We start from the raw sequence: 16,769 nt of genomic DNA on the forward strand, positions 1-16,769 counted from the left end.
ATTAAATTAGATAATAAGTAACTCTTTCGCATTGGCAAGCGTTGCATCTGTAATTTTATCCCCACCTAACAACCGAGCAAGTTCATTTAAACGTCCGTTTTCATCTAATCTTTGCATATCTGTCGATGTTTGTTTACCATTCGTTTGCTTACTGACAAAATAGTGCTGATTAGCTTGACCCGCTACCTGTGGTAAATGCGTTACCGTAATGACTTGTGTTGACTCACCAAGTTGCCTTAACAGTTGCCCAACCTTAGCCGCTGTTGGTCCACTAATACCGACATCAATTTCATCAAAAATCAACGCTGGGGTATCCATTTTTTGCGCGGTCAAAACCTGTATGGCTAGTGCGATACGAGACAATTCACCACCAGATGCAACTTTGGCTAATGGCTGCACGACTTGCCCAGCATTAGTACTCACTAAAAAAGAAACTTGGTCTGCGCCATCTTCACCTAATCGATTTTCATCAAATATAACATCTATACTGAATTGACCGTTTGGCATAGATAAATCGTGCATAATAGCCATTACTTTTTTAGCCAACGTTTTACTCACTGTTAATCGTTTTTGATGCAATTTTGCAGCCAGTTCTATCGCAATTTGTTGATACTTTTTGATCTCTTCTTTTAACTGTTCACCTTGTTCATCTTGTTGATTAATCTGCTTAAATTCATTAAGTAAATTTTGATGTAACTCAGGTAATGCTTCAGGAGAAACATGATGTTTTCGCGCTAAAGCAATTTGTTTAGACAAGCGTTGTTCAAGTTGCATCACTCTTGCCGGATCGAGCTCTAAGCTCTCACTATAATGGCGTAATTCATAGCTAGCTTCTTTAATTTGAATAGCGGCATCTTCTAACATAGCTAAAACATCATTCAGTGAAGGATCTAATGCGACCAACTCATGAATACTTTGTTTAACACTATTAAGCATGTTGCTGACATTATATTCGTCTGCTTCATCTAATAGCATGATAGATTGTTGGCTAAGATTAATTAGCTGTTCGCTATTGGATAATTTTTTATATTCTTCATCTATTTGTTGATATTCACCTTCAATTGGTGAAAATTCATTTAACTCTTTTAATTGATATTGTAATAACTGAACATGAGCATCACGCTCTTGTTTGGAAGAAAGATATTGTTGATAAGCTTGGCTTGCTGATTTCCATTGTTTATAAGCTTGTTGCATATTCGACAATAGTGTCGGCTCATTCATATAATGATTAAGTAAAATTTGTTGATAATCACTTCGTAATAAACGCTGATGTTCATGTTGGCCATGAATTTGTATTAACATTTGTCCTAAATCTTTTAATTGTGAGATAGGAACAGCACGCCCATTAATAAATGCTTTCGAACGCCCATCTTGATTGATAACTCTTCTTAAAATACATTCATTACCTTCATCAAGTTGATTTTCGGTTAACCAGGAGTATGCTGCTGGAGTATCATCAAGAACAAAACTGGCTGAAATATCAACCCGATCAGCTCCATTACGAATAGCTGAAGCATCAGAACGATTTCCTAAACAAAGCCCTAATGCATCGATCGCAATCGATTTACCTGCGCCTGTTTCACCCGTAATTGCGGTCATCCCTGTTGTAAAATCAACTAACAACTGATCGACGATAGCAAAATTATTAATAGTCAATTGCGTTATCATAATAAATTAATACATAAGGTTGGTTACCATATTGGCAGTATAACAGCAAAAACACTGTAAATAAATACAGTTAATTATTTTTATAAGCGTTAATTTTTAAAAAGATAATAATTAATTTACGCTAAAGGCAAATAAACATCAGTGATCATCTCTTGTGGTTGAATGTTTAAACCGACATTTACATAATGGAAAATTGGAGGAAAGTTCCCTATTCGCTCGCCACTTTGTGGAAGCCATGTTTCAAGTAAGTAAATAATGGCTTGATTATTTTCTCTAGAGCCAATATCCCTTGCCTTGGCACAACGAAGTTGTGGTATTTTTTTATTGATGATTCCGTAATCATTTGGGGGAATTGTGCAATTTATCGATATTGCAAAATCGACATGATGCTCATTGAGAGGCGTCGTGTTGGGATTGGTATAATGAATACCATAACTTTGATACTTTTGACTATCTAAAAAATTGTTTTCTTGTCGCCATTTAATGAATTTATTTAGAGTGTTATTCTCTAATAAAGGTGAACCATAATGTTCAATGACGGCTAATTGTGTAGCAGGAAATTGTACAATTTCGACATTCATAACCTAAATCCATGGATAATTTATTTGCTACCTTTTAGGATGCTATTAAAAGACGCTTAATAAATAATTTTTACCAATTATAACAATAACTTTTACACTCGGTCAATTCAGCTTATTCCCCTTTCTTCCACGGTTGCTTACGGATATAATTTACAAGCTTTTAAACTATAAAGGTATTATTAAATGTTTGGAAATAAAATAAATCGACAAATTATTGTTTGGACTACTCTGATTGGTGGATTCATTAGCGCACTGGTTAAATGGGGTTCTGAAGTTAATATGCCTCCTCGTGTTCCTGGGGAAATTTCACCACCTGCGGCACACATTGATGCATGGCTTGGTTGGTTAGGCATTAATTCTCATTCACTTGATTATGTTTACCAAACGGCAATCGTTTCGGGCGCAGTAACACTTTATCACTGGTTATTTAGTTTTGCCTTTGCCTTCGTTTATGTATTTATTGCCTACTTTTGGAATAATATTCGATTATGGTATGGTGCATTTTATGGCATTATCATTACCGTTATGATGCACGGTTTTTTAATTCCGCTATTAGGTTTTCGTCATCCCGCTTATGATCCGGAAGGCACCGTTGGTTGGTTATGGAACCTAAATGGTTATGAACTTTGGAGTGAAATTTTAGGGCATATCTATTGGGGTGTATCGATTGAAATCTGTATGATCGCTGTGCTTGCTCATTTTTCAAGACCAATTCGTGGCGAATGGCGCCAGTAGTTAATTTATTAATTTTCATCTATTTCAATCCTTCTGTTGAAAAACAGAGGGATTTTTTTATACCTTTTGATATAGTTAAAAACTATATCTTTTGATAAAAAACTAGAATTATTCAATAACATTTTTTTTTGCTATCTTTTTAACCACTAAAGAAAAGTGCTAAATGCTAAATAAGGAAAAGAAAATGAATACTGCAGTTATTGGATATCCTCGTGTTGGTAAACTTCGTGAGCTTAAATTTGCAACCGAAGCTTATTTTAAAGGTAACAAAACCCAAGCTGAATTATTAAATGAAGCAAAAGCCCTACGTGCTGAACATCTACAACAACAAGCATCACATAAAATTGCTTTAATCTCATCTAATGACTTTTCATTTTATGATGCAGTATTAGATACGGCCTGTTTACTGAATGTTATCCCGAAACGTTATCAAGATTTAGGCTTACCTGAACTCGATCGTTATTTTGCCATGGCGCGTGGTTATCAAGGTGAAAAAGGTGATGTGCGAGCGCTGGCAATGAAAAAATGGTTTAACACTAATTACCACTATTTAGTGCCAGAAATTGAAGATTCACTACAAATAAAACTAGCCAGCACCAAACCTTTTGACGAATATCAAGAAGCCAAAGCATTAGGTATTCAAACCAAACCGGTTGTGATTGGCGCATTAACCTTTTTCAAATTAGCACAGTATTTAGGTAATAAACAGCTAGTTGATTTTAAAGCCGATATTATTAAAGCCTATCAAGAAATTATTCAGAAATTTACTGCACTTGGTGCGCAGTGGATACAAATTGATGAGCCAATTTTAGTGACTGATTTAACTCATGAAGATATCGCTTTATTCAATGAGCTTTATCAGTCAATTTTATCCGTTAAAGGTACAACCAAAGTGGTTTTACAAACTTATTTTGGCGATGTGCGTGATTGTTACCAACAATTAGTGGCGTTACCATTTGACGGTATCGGACTTGATTTTGTTGAAGGTAAACAATCCTTAGCATTACTTGAAAGTCATGGTTTCCCGGCTGATAAAGTGTTATTTGCTGGTGTGGTAAATGGTAAAAATATTTGGAAAAATAATTATAAAAAAACATTGGAATTAGTCGCAAAAATTAAGCAAAAAGCGGCAAATATTGTGATTAATACTTCGTGTTCTTTACTCCACGTACCTTATACATTACAAAACGAAACTAAATTAACGATTCAACAACGAGCTTATTTTGCTTTTGCTCAAGAAAAGCTACAAGAGTTAGCTGAACTGGGTGAATTAGTCAAAGATTCAAATTTTGAAAATAGTCCGGCTTACAAAGCAAATCAAACCCTATTTACGCGTGAGCGTGAAGGAGCAAATCAAGCGGTACGTCAAAAAGTTTCGGCTTTAAAAGCGTCTGATTTTACTCGTCTACCGGAATTTTCAGTACGTGAAGCAGCACAGAAAAAAGCCTTTAATTTGCCATTATTACCTACAACAACGATTGGTTCATTTCCGCAAACACCTGATGTACGTTTAAACCGTGCAAAATTCAAGAAAGGTGAAATTTGTTTAAATGAATATACCGAGTTTAACAAACAAAAAATTGCAGAATGCATCAAGCTTCAAGAACAGATTGGTATTGATGTGTTAGTTCACGGCGAATTTGAACGTAATGACATGGTTGAGTATTTTGGTGAAAGCTTAAATGGTTTTGTCTTTACTGAAAAAGCATGGGTGCAATCATATGGTACTCGTTGTGTTAAGCCACCCATTGTATGGGGTGATATTTCACGATCTAAACCAATTACCGTTGAATATTCACAATATGCACAAAGCCTAACTGACAAACCCGTTAAAGGCATGTTAACTGGCCCAGTGACGATCCTTAACTGGTCGTTCCCTCGTGAAGATATTTCACAAAAAGAGTCAGTATTCCAAATTGGTTTAGCTATCAGTGATGAAGTGTTAGATCTTGAAGCGGCCGGCATTAAAGTCATCCAAATTGATGAAGCAGCGTTAAAAGAGAAATTACCATTACGTAAAGCTGATTGGAATAGTGAATATCTGGATTGGGCTATTCCGGCATTTAGATTAGTACACAGCAAAGTACAAGCTGATACACAAATTCATACACATATGTGTTATAGCGAATTTGCTGACATTATCAAAGATATCGATGCCATGGATGCTGATGTGATTTCATTTGAAGCATCACGTTCTAATCTACAATTGATTGATGTGCTTAAAGCCAATAACTTTAAAACTGAAGTTGGACCGGGTGTTTATGATATCCATTCACCACGTGTACCACCGGTTGCTGAAATCAAAGCAACAATTGAGAAGTTACTGGCAAAAATTGACAAGCAAAAACTTTGGATTAATCCGGATTGTGGTTTAAAAACTCGTGGTGAGAAAGAAGTTGTTGCAAGTTTAGAACATTTAGTTCAAGCAACATTAGAAGTTCGAAAAACACTTAATTAACAGCGTTAATTAATTTGCTTTACCTTAATTTCCGCCGCCGATTTTGGCGGCGGAAATGTCAGTAAGGATAATAGTAATCACACCAATGGATGATACAGATGAAAACAAATTTACTCTTTAATAAAAAAACCGTGTTCTCTTTTGAAGTTTTTCCCCCTAAAAAAACGTCACCTTTAGAGACAATCTATAGCACATTGCGTGAACTTGGTTACTTCAAACCTGATTTTATCAGTGTTACTTATGGCGCTGGTGGTAGTTTGAATGGTCAAACGACAATTGATATCGCCCACGCTGTCAAACATACTTATGGCATTGAAAGTGTTGCTCATTTGCCGGGAATTAATTTCGATAAAGCAGAAATGCAAAAAATTCTTCATGATCTTAAATGTGCCGGTATCGATAATGTGCTTGCTTTGCGAGGCGATATTAGCCCAACAGTTACACCTAAAGATGATTTTCGCTATGCCAGCGAGCTGGTTTCATTTATTAAAGAAAATGGTGATTTTAATGTGATTGGGGCCTGTTATCCTGAAGGACATCTTGAAGCATCAACGCTAAAACAAGATTTAATACATTTAAAAGAAAAGGTGAGTGCCGGAACAGATCAACTCATATCACAGCTATTTTTTGATAATGACTATTTTTATACTTTCTTAGACAAAGCCCGTGATATGGGGATTAATGTACCAATTGAAGCAGGGATTATGCCGGTAACGAACAAAAACCAAATTGAACGTATGGTATCGATGTGTGGCGTAAATCTACCGAAGAAATTCAAACAGATGATGGAGAAATACGAACATCACCCTGATGCGTTCCGTGACGCAGGTATTGCTTATGCTATCGATCAGATTGTTGATTTAGTTTCACAAAATGTTGACGGTATCCATTTGTACACCATGAATAATAGCTATATCGCTAGAAGAATTAGTGAAGCGGTATCAACGTTACTTGCAGTACCAAAATCAGTATAAACAATAAAATTTTAAGTAAGAAAAGCTATAATAAATATAAAAAAATTAATGCAGGAGCAGAATTTGAACCAGTGATCTTATGATCCCAACGTACTACCAAGCTGCTCCCCTGCGTCAAAGACAAAAGTATATAATAATTATATATTAATCTCATAATCTAATTAAAGTGTTTTAAAAGAGTATATTCATCTATTTCCGGTGCACTATTATCATAACGGATATAATTTACATCTTTCCATAGACATCGTTTTTGATTTAAACTTTCAATAAATGTATCCCAATTATCTAATTTCCAGGTATCACGAGCATTATTACGTTCTAATATTCTTTGCTTCAAAACATCAGCTGGTACAAAGACTTCTAAAACATAGCATTCCATTTGGCTACAATTAAATCGTTGCTTAACTTGATTGATATAGTTTTCATCAGAAAAATAACTTAAAAAAGGAGCATCAAGTATTACTGAATTACCCAGTTTCAAATTTTCACTTGCAATATGCAGTAATGTATCATATTCAATATTCATAACTTCTTTTTTATAAAATTCGCATCCATCTCTTGCTGTAGGTTCATATCCTTTTGACATAAGTAATTCGCCAGTAAAGCGGTTAGCTACAATGTCTTTATCCAAATAACAATAGTGGAGCTTTGAAGATAAAAATTTTCCTACGGTTGACTTCCCTGAACCAGCAGCTCCAATAAGAAAAATAGCCTTTGTACTTGTATTAACTTTCATAATCATTCCCTTTTCGCATTTGCGAACCGTCATTCATAAACGCGAACCATTAATGTGAACTAAATAATAAATTGAATAATATAATATAAAATGGAAATGCAATAATAATATGACATGCTATATTAAATACAGAAATATAGTTTAATTATTGAACCTACTTCACAGTTCACATTTGCGAAATTATGAAACAAGATAATAGACCACTAAAATTAAATAAATCGGCAGCAAGAACAATAGATTTACTTTTACTATTTGTAAGTAGTGATAAATATTTAACACTCAATAATATTTGCGAAATGTTGCAATTGCCTAAGAGTAGTGCTTTTGAACTAATACAAACTTTAGTGTATAAGGAAATTATCGAGATAAAAGATATTAAACAAAAAACTTATGGTTTGAGTTTATTAGCATTTGAAATCGGTAGTTCAGTTATTACTAATATGGGTGTAGCCGATGCAGCAAGGCCATTTATTCAGGAACTCAATCGACAAACAGGTAGTACCGTATTTCTTGGTGTAAAAGATAAAGGCAAAATAGTTTATATTGATAAGGCTGAAAATCATTCAACCATAAAACCAACAGCTAAATTGGGTTCTAGGCGTTATTTACATACAACAGGGTTAGGAAAAGGGTTGCTTCACGCATTTTCAAATCAGCAAATTATTGATATTTTAGGAAAAGAACCTTATCCAAGCAAAACACCACTATCGCATACAAATCATCAAGAAGTTCTAAAAGATGCCGATAAAACAAGAGAGCGTGGTTACGCTATCGATGATCGCGAAGATAATTTAGAAATGTATTGCATCAGTTCTGCTATCTATAACCACGAAAATGAGCCGATTGCGTCATTTAGCGTTGCCAGTTTATATAGTGGAATGACTAAAGATAAAGAACAACTTATTGCCAAATCAGTTAAAGAAACAGCTTTGCAAATTTCAAGAAAATTAGGATTTACTGGAAATAAGTTATATCAATTAAAAGATTAAGACAGACTATTGGAGATAATGAATGTATCGTAAATTAGATAATCTGAATAAAATTATTAATTCAGGAATTGTATTGATTGTGAGATTAGCAACAGAAGAAGAATCAATAAAAGTTGCTGAAGCAGCAATTAAAGGTGGTATTACCGTTATTGAAATTCCAATGGCAGTACCTAATGCTCTTGGCGTAGTGAAATATTTATCAGATAAATATAAAAAGAAAGGTATTTTAATTGGCGCTGGAACAGTTCTAGATGGTGAAACAGCCCGAGCTGCAATATTAGCAGGAGCGGAATTATTAGTTAGCCCTAACTTAAATCCAGAAATGATTAAAGTTGCGAATCGTTATCAAGCTATAACGATGAGCGGTGCCTTTACTCCCACTGAGATTCAAAATACTTTAGAAGCTGGAGCTGATATTGTGAAACTCTTTCCTGCTGAGTTTGTTAATCCAAATTATGTCAAATCTGTTTTAGCACCCTTAGAGCATGCTCCAATCTCTCCAACAGGTGGTGTAACACCTGAAAACGTTCATGAATGGTTTGCTGCTGGAGCTGTTTGTGTGGGGGTCGCTAGTTATATTACCAAAGCAGCTATGAAGGATAATGATTATAGTAAAGTAACTCAAGCAGCTAAAAAATTTGTAGCAGCAGTAAATAAAGCTAAAAAATAAACAATAATTAATATTAATAAAGTAAAGGCATATCTTTGATATGTCTATAGGATCGTTTTGTCTAAAATAAAGGTGTGGATATGACAATACAACAAAAACCAAAACTAAGATGGGGATTCATCATTCTTCTTGTAATCGGGGCTATCGTCAATTACTTAGATAGATCAAATTTAAGTATTGCAAATACAACAATAGCTCAGGAGTTTGGGTTATCTCAAACCCAAATGGGATTTTTATTATCGGCATTCCTCTGGCCATACGCGCTAGCTAACTTACCTGCAGGTTGGTTGGTGGATAAATTTGGTCCTAAAAAAATGTTTGCTTGGGCGTCTGGCCTATGGTCTTTAGTTACCATCCTTTGCGGCTTTTTAAATAGCTATTCAATGTTTTATGCCATGAGAGTAGTGTTAGGTGTTGTTGAATCACCTTTCTTTACCTCAGGATTAAAAACAACTGAAACATGGTTCTCAAAAGAAGAACGAGGTGTCCCTGTATCCATAATTAATACTGGTTCACAAATAGCTAATGCTATTGCTCCGCCACTATTAACCATTCTTATGTTAACGATGAGTTGGCGTGGTATGTTTATAATCATTGGTGTATTTGGATTACTTGTCATGCTTGTTTGGTTAAAAGTATATCGGAACCCAACACCGGAAGAAATTACGCTAATAAAAGGTAAATCTACTGCAGAAGAACCAAAAAGAAAAGAATCTCAAGCATCATGGGGAGATTTATTAAAACAAAAAATGACTTGGTTTATGATTCTCGGTAATTTTGGAATTATGTTTACTATTTGGGTTTACTTAACATGGTTACCTAGTTACTTAGAAAAAGAACAAGGCTTTACTTTAAAACAAATGGGATGGATTGCATCAATTCCTTTTTTCTGCGGTATTATAGGTGTTCTACTCGGTGGAATTATTTCTGATTTCGCTATACGACGAGGTTTTCAACCAATAAATGCAAGAAAAATTCCTATTGTTGGTGGAGCTATACTTGCAGCCGCTTCAGTCGCACCAATTGCTTTTATTGATAATACTGTACTTAGTATTGTTCTTTTATCTATTGGTTATTTTGCTTCTCAACTCCCATCAGGCGTTATATGGACATTAGCTGCTGATGTAGCACCTAGTCACCAAGTCGGTTCATTAGGTGCAATTCAGAACTTTGGAGGCTTTTTAGGTGCAGCAATGGCACCAATTGTAACAGGTATCATACTTGATATAACCGGTAGTTTCGGTTATGTATTTATATTAGGTGCATGTTTACTTATTTTAGGTGCAATTTCATATGGCATCTTTTTAAGAAAACCAATAAATAATAAATAATACAGACCGCTAATCATATATGAAGATCATTAATTTTAATGATCTTCCTTAATATTAATAAACTAATTACTTTTGATAAAAAACTAATATTTCATATTTAATAATTTAAGGATCAATATGATTACTCAATATCATGATCCATCCTTACATAGCTTCGTTTAAATAGTTATGCAAAATATTGATTTAATTGCTTGCTATACCTATCGTAAATCGAATATGGCCAATCAAATTGTGATAATTCTGCCAATCACATCAATAATCTAAAGAAGCCAATATTCTAGTAGTGGTTGCAGAAAATTCATTTAATGGCTAAATATAGAATTATGCCTCTCGTTTATTCTCTTATTTAATAAGTATCAGTTACACACGATTCTTAATGTTCTGCTAACCATTATATTGATATTTTGAATTAACTTTGCTCAAAGATAGAGGGTAATTTATGTAACTTGCATAACAGTATTTTTAATTATAATTAAGTTATGTATCAATGATTAAAAGATGCCAGTTCAATTTTAATGCTAAACCCTTGCAGTATACCGAATTCAGGATAGTAAATTATTAAGAATAAGTTAGGATAGGTTTAAAAGAATTGGTTGCGGGGGCTGGATTTGAACCAACGACCTTCGGGTTATGAGCCCGACGAGCTACCAAGCTGCTCCACCCCGCGTCAAAGAGGTGGCTATATTATAGTAATAAAATAATAAAGCAATACCCTTCTAGCCTAAACGTCCTATTTTTACACATTCCTTAACAAATAAGGACGATTTTTATACGAAATGGTATACACTCCTCAATATTTTTTACATTAATTGTCATTGATTATCCTCAAACTCTCCTAATTAGATAAAATAGTTCAAAGGAAAAAGAAATATTTTTTCAGGTGAATAAGAGATCTTATTTGTACGACACCGTAAACCAGATTAGTGAAAAGAGACGAGCCTTACTCGTCTCTATTGATAAAGTGCCTGTAATGGTTTCACGCTATGAGCTGGATCATAATCAAGCGCCGACGTTGTGGCATAAGCCGCATTCATCGTGGTATCGTAATGAACTTTATATTGAATAGCACTACGGCGTAGGATTTTCGATGCCTCAATAGCTGCCCGTCCAGATGTGGTATTGAGAATATAGCTATATTCGCCATTTTTAATATGGTCATGAATATTGGGGCGCCCTTCGTTCTCTTTTTTAACCATTTGACAGGTTATGCCAGCTTGTTGTAATGCCTTAGCAGTGCCAAAAGTAGCATCAATACTAAAGCCATGTGCAATTAATCGTTTAGCGATCTCTAATAAGCGAGTTTTGTCTTGATCACGAACAGATAGCAGAGCTTTTCCTGATTTTTTCATACTTGATAAGCTACCAAGTTGTGCTTTGGCAAAGGCTTCGGCAAAGGTTTTACCAATTCCCATCACTTCACCGGTTGAACGCATTTCAGGCCCCAAAATTGGGTCAACGCCACTAAATTTATTAAACGGTAATACCACCTCTTTCACTGAGTAATAAGGCGGTATGACTTCTTTGGTGATATTTTGTTTAGCCAGTGATTGCCCGGTCATAACTCGTGCAGCGATTTTCGCTAATGGCAAACCGGTAGCTTTCGACACAAATGGCACGGTGCGAGCGGCTCGAGGGTTGATTTCAATCAAATAAATTTGGTTATCTTTGACGGCAAATTGCCCATTCATAAGCCCTTTTACATTAAGTTCTAACGCTAATTGTTTAGCTTGCTTGCGCAATTGGTCTAAAATTTCCGAGCTTAAAGTATATGTTGGTAATGAACAAGCAGAATCACCGGAGTGAATTCCCGCTTGTTCAATATGCTCCATAATGCCGCCAATTACGATTTGCTCGCCGTCGGCAATGACATCAATATCAACTTCAATAGCATCATCTAAAAAGTGATCAAGTAGTACTGGAGCATTATTCGATTCACTGACTGCGGTTTTAAAATAACGTCTTAAATCTTGCTCATTATACACAATTTCCATTGCTCGACCACCAAGCACATAAGACGGTCTGACCACTAATGGATAGCCAATTTGTTCGGCTTTAATCACCGCATCTTCAATATCGGTAACCGTTGCATTAACTGGCTGTTTTAACTTTAACTTATCGACAATCGACTGAAAACGTTTGCGATCTTCAGCTTGATCTATCGCATCTGGCGAGGTACCAATAATCGGTAGCCCAGCGACTTCAAGCGCTCTGGCTAATTTTAATGGTGTTTGCCCGCCGTATTGTACGATTACGCCATTTGGTTTTTCCACATGAGCAATTTCAAGCACATCTTCCAGTGTGACTGGCTCAAAGTAGAGTCGATCTGAGGTATCATAATCGGTAGATACCGTTTCCGGATTACAGTTAACCATAATTGTTTCATAACCGTCTTCACGGAGCGCCAGCGCGGCATGTACACAACAGTAATCAAACTCAATACCTTGCCCAATCCGATTAGGTCCACCGCCTAATATCATAATCTTAGGGCGAATGAATTGTGGTTTAGCTTCGCATTCTTGTTCATAGGTTGAGTAAAGATAAGCTGTATCGGTCGAGAACTCCGCCGCGCAGGTATCAACTCGTTTATATACAGGATGAATATCGTATTGGTTTCGTCGATCACGAACGTCTTGTTCTTCAACATTCAACAGTTTAGCTATACGTAAATCTGAAAAACCTTTACGCTTAAGTTGCCATAATGATTCTGAATTTAGGCGAGCGAATGATTGCGATTTTAGTTGGTTTTCAAGGCTGATAAGTTCTTCAATCTGCACTAAAAACCAGCGATCGATATTCGTTAATGTAAAAATTTCATCTAAACTAAAGCCGGCTCGAAAAGCGTCAGCAATATACCAAATTCGTTCAGCGCCCGCTTCTTGCAGTTCATAACGTATTTTGCTGAGATTTTTTTCATCATCATAATTGTCAATTTTCGGATCAAAACCACAGGCACCGACTTCAAGCCCTCGTAGCGCTTTTTGTAATGATTCTTGAAAAGTCCGCCCAATAGCCATCACTTCACCCACTGATTTCATTTGGGTTGTTAGACGATCATTACACCCGGCAAACTTTTCGAAATTAAAGCGGGGTATTTTTGTCACCACATAGTCGATCGAAGGCTCAAATGACGCTGGCGTTTTACCTCCGGTAATATCATTAGATAGCTCATCAAGGGTATAGCCAACCGCAAGTTTGGCCGCAATTTTTGCGATTGGAAAACCGGTTGCTTTAGATGCTAATGCTGATGAACGTGATACCCTTGGATTCATTTCAATCACAATCAAGCGTCCGGTTTTAGGATCAACCGAAAATTGTACATTCGAACCACCTGTTTCAACGCCAATTTCACGAAGTACCTCTATCGATGCGTTACGCATGATTTGATACTCTTTATCAGTTAGTGTTTGAGCTGGCGCAACGGTAATAGAATCCCCGGTATGAATGCCCATAGGGTCAACATTTTCAATCGAACAGACGATGATGCAGTTATCATTTTTATCTCGTACCACTTCCATTTCGTACTCTTTCCAACCAATTAATGACTCATCAATGAGAAGTTCATTGGTGGGCGACAGATCAAGTCCTCGGGTACAAATTTCATCAAATTCTTGAGTGTTATAAGCAATCCCGCCACCGGTTCCCCCCATAGTAAAAGAAGGGCGGATAATGCAAGGAAAGCCAACTTGTTCAAGTACGGCATAAGCCTCTTTTAATGAGTGAGCAATGCCGGAACGGGCAGTATCAAGACCAATTTTTTTCATGGCTTGATCAAAACGTTTGCGATCTTCAGCTTTATCAATTGCATCAGCGGTAGCGCCGATCATCTCGACATTAAATTGTTTTAAAATGCCTCTTTTATCCAGTTCTAACGCACAATTGAGCGCTGTTTGTCCGCCCATGGTGGGCAAAATGGCATCGGGTCTTTCTTGTTCAATAATTTTACTCACCGTTGTCCAATCAATCGGCTCAATATAGGTGGCATCCGCCATTTCCGGATCGGTCATAATGGTGGCAGGGTTAGAATTGACTAAAATAACCCGATAACCTTCTTCACGCAGAGCCTTACAAGCTTGAGCGCCGGAATAATCAAATTCACAAGCTTGACCAATAACAATTGGGCCAGCGCCAATAATGAGAATGCTATTAATATCTGTTCGCTTAGGCATGTTATTGCTCCTGCTTATAAATTTTAATTAATTCTATAAAGTGATCAAAAAGTGGGGCGGCATCGTGAGGCCCGGGACTCGCTTCGGGGTGACCTTGAAAGCTAAAAGCGGGTTTTTGATTATGATGAATACCTTGTAGCGAACCGTCGAACAGTGATTTATGCGTCACACGTAAGTGAGTCGGTAAACTCATTTCATCAACGGCAAAACCATGATTTTGGGCGGTAATCATAACTCGATTATTTTCAAGATCTTTAACCGGATGATTGCCGCCATGATGTCCAAATTTCATTTTTATGGTTTTTGCACCACAAGCCAACGCTAACAGTTGATGCCCTAAACAGATACCAAATATCGGTATGTCAGTAGTTAAAAACTGTTTAATGGCATCAATGGCATAAGTACAAGGTGCCGGATCACCGGGACCATTTGATAGGAATATACCGTCAGGATTTAATGCTAATACCTCCTGCGCAGAGGTTTTGGCCGGAACTATGGTCAATTTACAACCCCGTGCAACTAACATCCGTAAGATATTACGTTTTACGCCAAAATCATAAGCCACAACATGATAAGGCAAGGCGTTTTTTGCTACTGGGTTTTCTTGCTCTCTTGTCCATACACCTTGTGTCCACAAATAGCTTTTTGTGCAGGTGACTTTTTGGGCTAAGTCCAGTCCGGATAATCCTTTAAAATCGATCGCCATTTGTTTAGCGGTATCGGCTTTTTCAAGTAAAGTTTCTTTATCGTTTGCCGTGATAATCACGCCATGCTGAGCCCCTTTTTCACGCAAGATTCGAGTTAAACGGCGAGTATCGATATCGGCAATGGCAATAACATTATGCTGTTTTAAATAGCTCGATAAATCGAGCTCATTGCGATAATTGCTGGCTAATAGTGGTAAATCACGAATAATCAGCCCTTTTGCATAAACTTGATTAGATTCAGCATCGGCATTGTTAGTGCCGACATTACCTATATGGGGGTAAGTTAACGTGACCAATTGCTCGCAATAGGAAGGGTCGGTGAGTATTTCTTGATAACCAGTCATTGAGGTATTAAAAACAACCTCACCAACAGTTTCTCCATCAGCACCGATTGATTTACCGATAAATTGTGAACCGTCTTGTAATATAAGGAGGGCATAAGTTTGCATGGCTAAGAGACCTTTTGATTAAATAAACACTATTTATGAATAATAATTCACATAAATGCTTTTTCAGTAACTCATTAATTGGTCATTTTATTACAATTTTTTAAACAAAAAAAGCGTTATTATAAAAAATAATTAAATAATAAAATCTAATTTTTTAGACAATTCAATAACTAAAAAGGACATTTTATAAATTTAAAACGTTTAACTTGAAATTGCATAATTATTCAAATAGAATCGTATCAATATTTACCGCTATCAGGAGCTCAATATGTATGGTTTTTATCAACGTCATTTTTTACGTTTACTCGACTTTACCCCAGCAGAAATTAACCAGCTGATTCAGCTTGCTATTGAATTAAAAAAAGCAAAAAAACAAGGTAACGAAAAACAACATTTGGTTGGCAAAAATATTGCCTTAATTTTTGAAAAAGATTCAACTCGTACTCGTTGTGCTTTTGAAGTCGGTGCATATGATCAAGGCGCTCAAGTCACCTATCTAGGGCCAAGTGGTAGCCAAATTGGGCATAAAGAGTCGATTGCTGATACAGCTCGAGTGCTCGGACGCATGTATGACGGTATTGAGTATCGAGGTTATGGGCAAGATATTGTTGAAACTTTGGCAAAATATGCCGGTGTGCCGGTTTGGAATGGTTTAACGACTGAAGCGCATCCAACGCAAATTTTAGCAGATTTTATGACCATGAAAGAACATATCGGTGAGCGCCCACTTAATAGCGTTAAATTCGCTTATTTAGGCGATGCTCGTAATAACATGGGCAATTCGTTAATGGAAGGCGCCGCCTTAATGGGTATGGAGATCCGACTAGTGGCACCTAAAGCGTGCCAACCTGAATCAGAGCTTGTTCAAAAGTGCCAAGAGATAGCTAAAACAACAGGCGCTAAAATCGTTTTAACTGAAGATGTCGCTGAAGGTGTGAAAGGCGTTGATTTTCTTTATACCGATGTATGGGTTTCCATGGGCGAACCGAAAGAAGTGTGGGATGAGCGAGTGAAATTATTAACCCCATACCAAGTCAATCAAAATGTAGTCAAATTAACCGAGAATCCAAATGTTAAATTTATGCATTGCTTACCGGCTTTCCATGATATGAATACCACAGTAGGTCAACAAATGGCTGCCCAGTATGGTTTGAAAAATGGTTTAGAAGTGACAAATGAAGTCTTTGAATCTAAACATAGCATCGTTTTTGATGAAGCCGAAAATCGCCTGCACACGATCAAAGCAGTAATGGTTGCAACCTTAGCTAAAGACTAATAATATAGCTAAATATTATAAGTGCTGGC

General features: G+C 36.4%; 12 protein-coding genes and 1 tRNA gene. 7 read left to right on the forward strand and 6 right to left on the reverse strand.

The features are described from left to right. Positions 1-6: 6 nt before the first annotated feature. Together recN and J3U16_RS00625 are read right to left on the reverse strand one after the other, a co-directional pair. On the reverse strand, positions 7-1,668 hold the full coding sequence (gene recN, locus J3U16_RS00620; protein WP_267330785.1) for a DNA repair protein RecN: 1,662 nt from the start codon (positions 1,666-1,668) through the stop codon (positions 7-9). A gap of 116 nt (positions 1,669-1,784) precedes the next feature. Further along, positions 1,785-2,249, reverse strand: a complete 465-nt coding sequence (locus J3U16_RS00625; RefSeq protein ID WP_065733690.1) for an AraC family transcriptional regulator — start codon at positions 2,247-2,249, stop codon at positions 1,785-1,787. Positions 2,250-2,432: 183 nt separating this feature from the next. Here J3U16_RS00625 and J3U16_RS00630 point away from each other — a divergent pair, with 183 nt between their 5' ends. The 3 genes from J3U16_RS00630 to metF all read left to right on the forward strand — a co-directional run bounded on the left by J3U16_RS00630 (position 2,433) and on the right by metF (position 6,416). Continuing rightward, complete coding sequence (locus tag J3U16_RS00630; RefSeq protein ID WP_065733689.1) at positions 2,433-2,984, forward strand: YagU family protein; 552 nt, start codon at positions 2,433-2,435, stop codon at positions 2,982-2,984. Between the two features lie 184 nt (positions 2,985-3,168). After that, the gene (gene metE, locus J3U16_RS00635; protein ID WP_267330787.1) at positions 3,169-5,442 is read left to right on the forward strand and encodes a 5-methyltetrahydropteroyltriglutamate--homocysteine S-methyltransferase; all 2,274 of its coding nucleotides are present in this window, start codon (positions 3,169-3,171) and stop codon (positions 5,440-5,442) included. A 98-nt stretch (positions 5,443-5,540) separates the two neighbouring features. Further along, a complete protein-coding gene (gene metF / locus J3U16_RS00640) occupies positions 5,541-6,416 on the forward strand; it encodes a methylenetetrahydrofolate reductase [NAD(P)H] (protein ID WP_267330788.1) in 876 nt (291 codons plus the stop codon). A 157-nt stretch (positions 6,417-6,573) separates the two neighbouring features. Here metF and J3U16_RS00645 read toward each other — a convergent pair whose 3' ends face one another. Continuing rightward, positions 6,574-7,152, reverse strand: a complete 579-nt coding sequence (locus tag J3U16_RS00645) for an AAA family ATPase (protein ID WP_065733686.1) — start codon at positions 7,150-7,152, stop codon at positions 6,574-6,576. 182 nt (positions 7,153-7,334) lie between these two features. On the opposite strand from J3U16_RS00645, the gene J3U16_RS00650 reads away from it, so the two are divergent. The 3 genes from J3U16_RS00650 to J3U16_RS00660 all read left to right on the forward strand — a co-directional run bounded on the left by J3U16_RS00650 (position 7,335) and on the right by J3U16_RS00660 (position 10,142). After that, a complete protein-coding gene (locus tag J3U16_RS00650) occupies positions 7,335-8,141 on the forward strand; it encodes an IclR family transcriptional regulator (protein WP_065733685.1) in 807 nt (268 codons plus the stop codon). A gap of 22 nt (positions 8,142-8,163) precedes the next feature. Further along, positions 8,164-8,811: a bifunctional 4-hydroxy-2-oxoglutarate aldolase/2-dehydro-3-deoxy-phosphogluconate aldolase gene (gene eda, locus J3U16_RS00655; RefSeq protein ID WP_065733684.1), complete on the forward strand. Its 648-nt coding sequence runs from the start codon at positions 8,164-8,166 to the stop codon at positions 8,809-8,811. A gap of 80 nt (positions 8,812-8,891) precedes the next feature. Then, positions 8,892-10,142, forward strand: a complete 1,251-nt coding sequence (locus tag J3U16_RS00660) for an MFS transporter (RefSeq protein WP_267342342.1) — start codon at positions 8,892-8,894, stop codon at positions 10,140-10,142. Between the two features lie 590 nt (positions 10,143-10,732). On the opposite strand, the gene J3U16_RS00665 is transcribed toward J3U16_RS00660, so the two are convergent. The 3 genes from J3U16_RS00665 to carA form a co-directional block, all read right to left on the reverse strand. Continuing rightward, positions 10,733-10,809, reverse strand: a tRNA-Met gene (locus tag J3U16_RS00665). Positions 10,810-11,092: 283 nt separating this feature from the next. Then, positions 11,093-14,308 carry a carbamoyl-phosphate synthase large subunit gene (gene carB / locus J3U16_RS00670; RefSeq protein ID WP_267342344.1) on the reverse strand — a complete coding sequence of 1,072 codons (3,216 nt, stop codon included), beginning with the start codon at positions 14,306-14,308 and terminating at the stop codon, positions 11,093-11,095. Position 14,309: 1 nt separating this feature from the next. Then, positions 14,310-15,464 carry a glutamine-hydrolyzing carbamoyl-phosphate synthase small subunit gene (carA, locus tag J3U16_RS00675; protein ID WP_267342345.1) on the reverse strand — a complete coding sequence of 385 codons (1,155 nt, stop codon included), beginning with the start codon at positions 15,462-15,464 and terminating at the stop codon, positions 14,310-14,312. Between the two features lie 268 nt (positions 15,465-15,732). On the opposite strand from carA, the gene argF reads away from it, so the two are divergent. Further along, positions 15,733-16,740, forward strand: a complete 1,008-nt coding sequence (gene argF, locus J3U16_RS00680; protein WP_267342347.1) for an ornithine carbamoyltransferase — start codon at positions 15,733-15,735, stop codon at positions 16,738-16,740. Positions 16,741-16,769: the final 29 nt, after the last annotated feature.

The sequence above is a fragment of the Gilliamella sp. B3023 genome, assembly GCF_026536845.1.
GTDB classification, from domain to species: domain Bacteria; phylum Pseudomonadota; class Gammaproteobacteria; order Enterobacterales; family Orbaceae; genus Gilliamella; species Gilliamella apicola_E.

Excerpts from the sequence above, each read along its gene's own strand:
- J3U16_RS00625 (WP_065733690.1), bottom strand. The coding sequence starts at position 2,249 with ATGAATGTCGAAATTGTACAATTTCCTGCTACACAATTAGCCGTCATT.
- J3U16_RS00630 (WP_065733689.1), top strand. The coding sequence starts at position 2,433 with ATGTTTGGAAATAAAATAAATCGACAAATTATTGTTTGGACTACTCTG.
- eda (WP_065733684.1), top strand. The coding sequence starts at position 8,164 with ATGTATCGTAAATTAGATAATCTGAATAAAATTATTAATTCAGGAATT.
- J3U16_RS00645 (WP_065733686.1), bottom strand. The coding sequence starts at position 7,152 with ATGAAAGTTAATACAAGTACAAAGGCTATTTTTCTTATTGGAGCTGCT.
- metE (WP_267330787.1), top strand. The coding sequence starts at position 3,169 with ATGAATACTGCAGTTATTGGATATCCTCGTGTTGGTAAACTTCGTGAG.
- argF (WP_267342347.1), top strand. The coding sequence starts at position 15,733 with ATGTATGGTTTTTATCAACGTCATTTTTTACGTTTACTCGACTTTACC.
- metF (WP_267330788.1), top strand. The coding sequence starts at position 5,541 with ATGAAAACAAATTTACTCTTTAATAAAAAAACCGTGTTCTCTTTTGAA.
- carA (WP_267342345.1), bottom strand. The coding sequence starts at position 15,464 with ATGCAAACTTATGCCCTCCTTATATTACAAGACGGTTCACAATTTATC.
- J3U16_RS00660 (WP_267342342.1), top strand. The coding sequence starts at position 8,892 with ATGACAATACAACAAAAACCAAAACTAAGATGGGGATTCATCATTCTT.
- recN (WP_267330785.1), bottom strand. The coding sequence starts at position 1,668 with ATGATAACGCAATTGACTATTAATAATTTTGCTATCGTCGATCAGTTG.
- carB (WP_267342344.1), bottom strand. The coding sequence starts at position 14,308 with ATGCCTAAGCGAACAGATATTAATAGCATTCTCATTATTGGCGCTGGC.
- J3U16_RS00650 (WP_065733685.1), top strand. The coding sequence starts at position 7,335 with ATGAAACAAGATAATAGACCACTAAAATTAAATAAATCGGCAGCAAGA.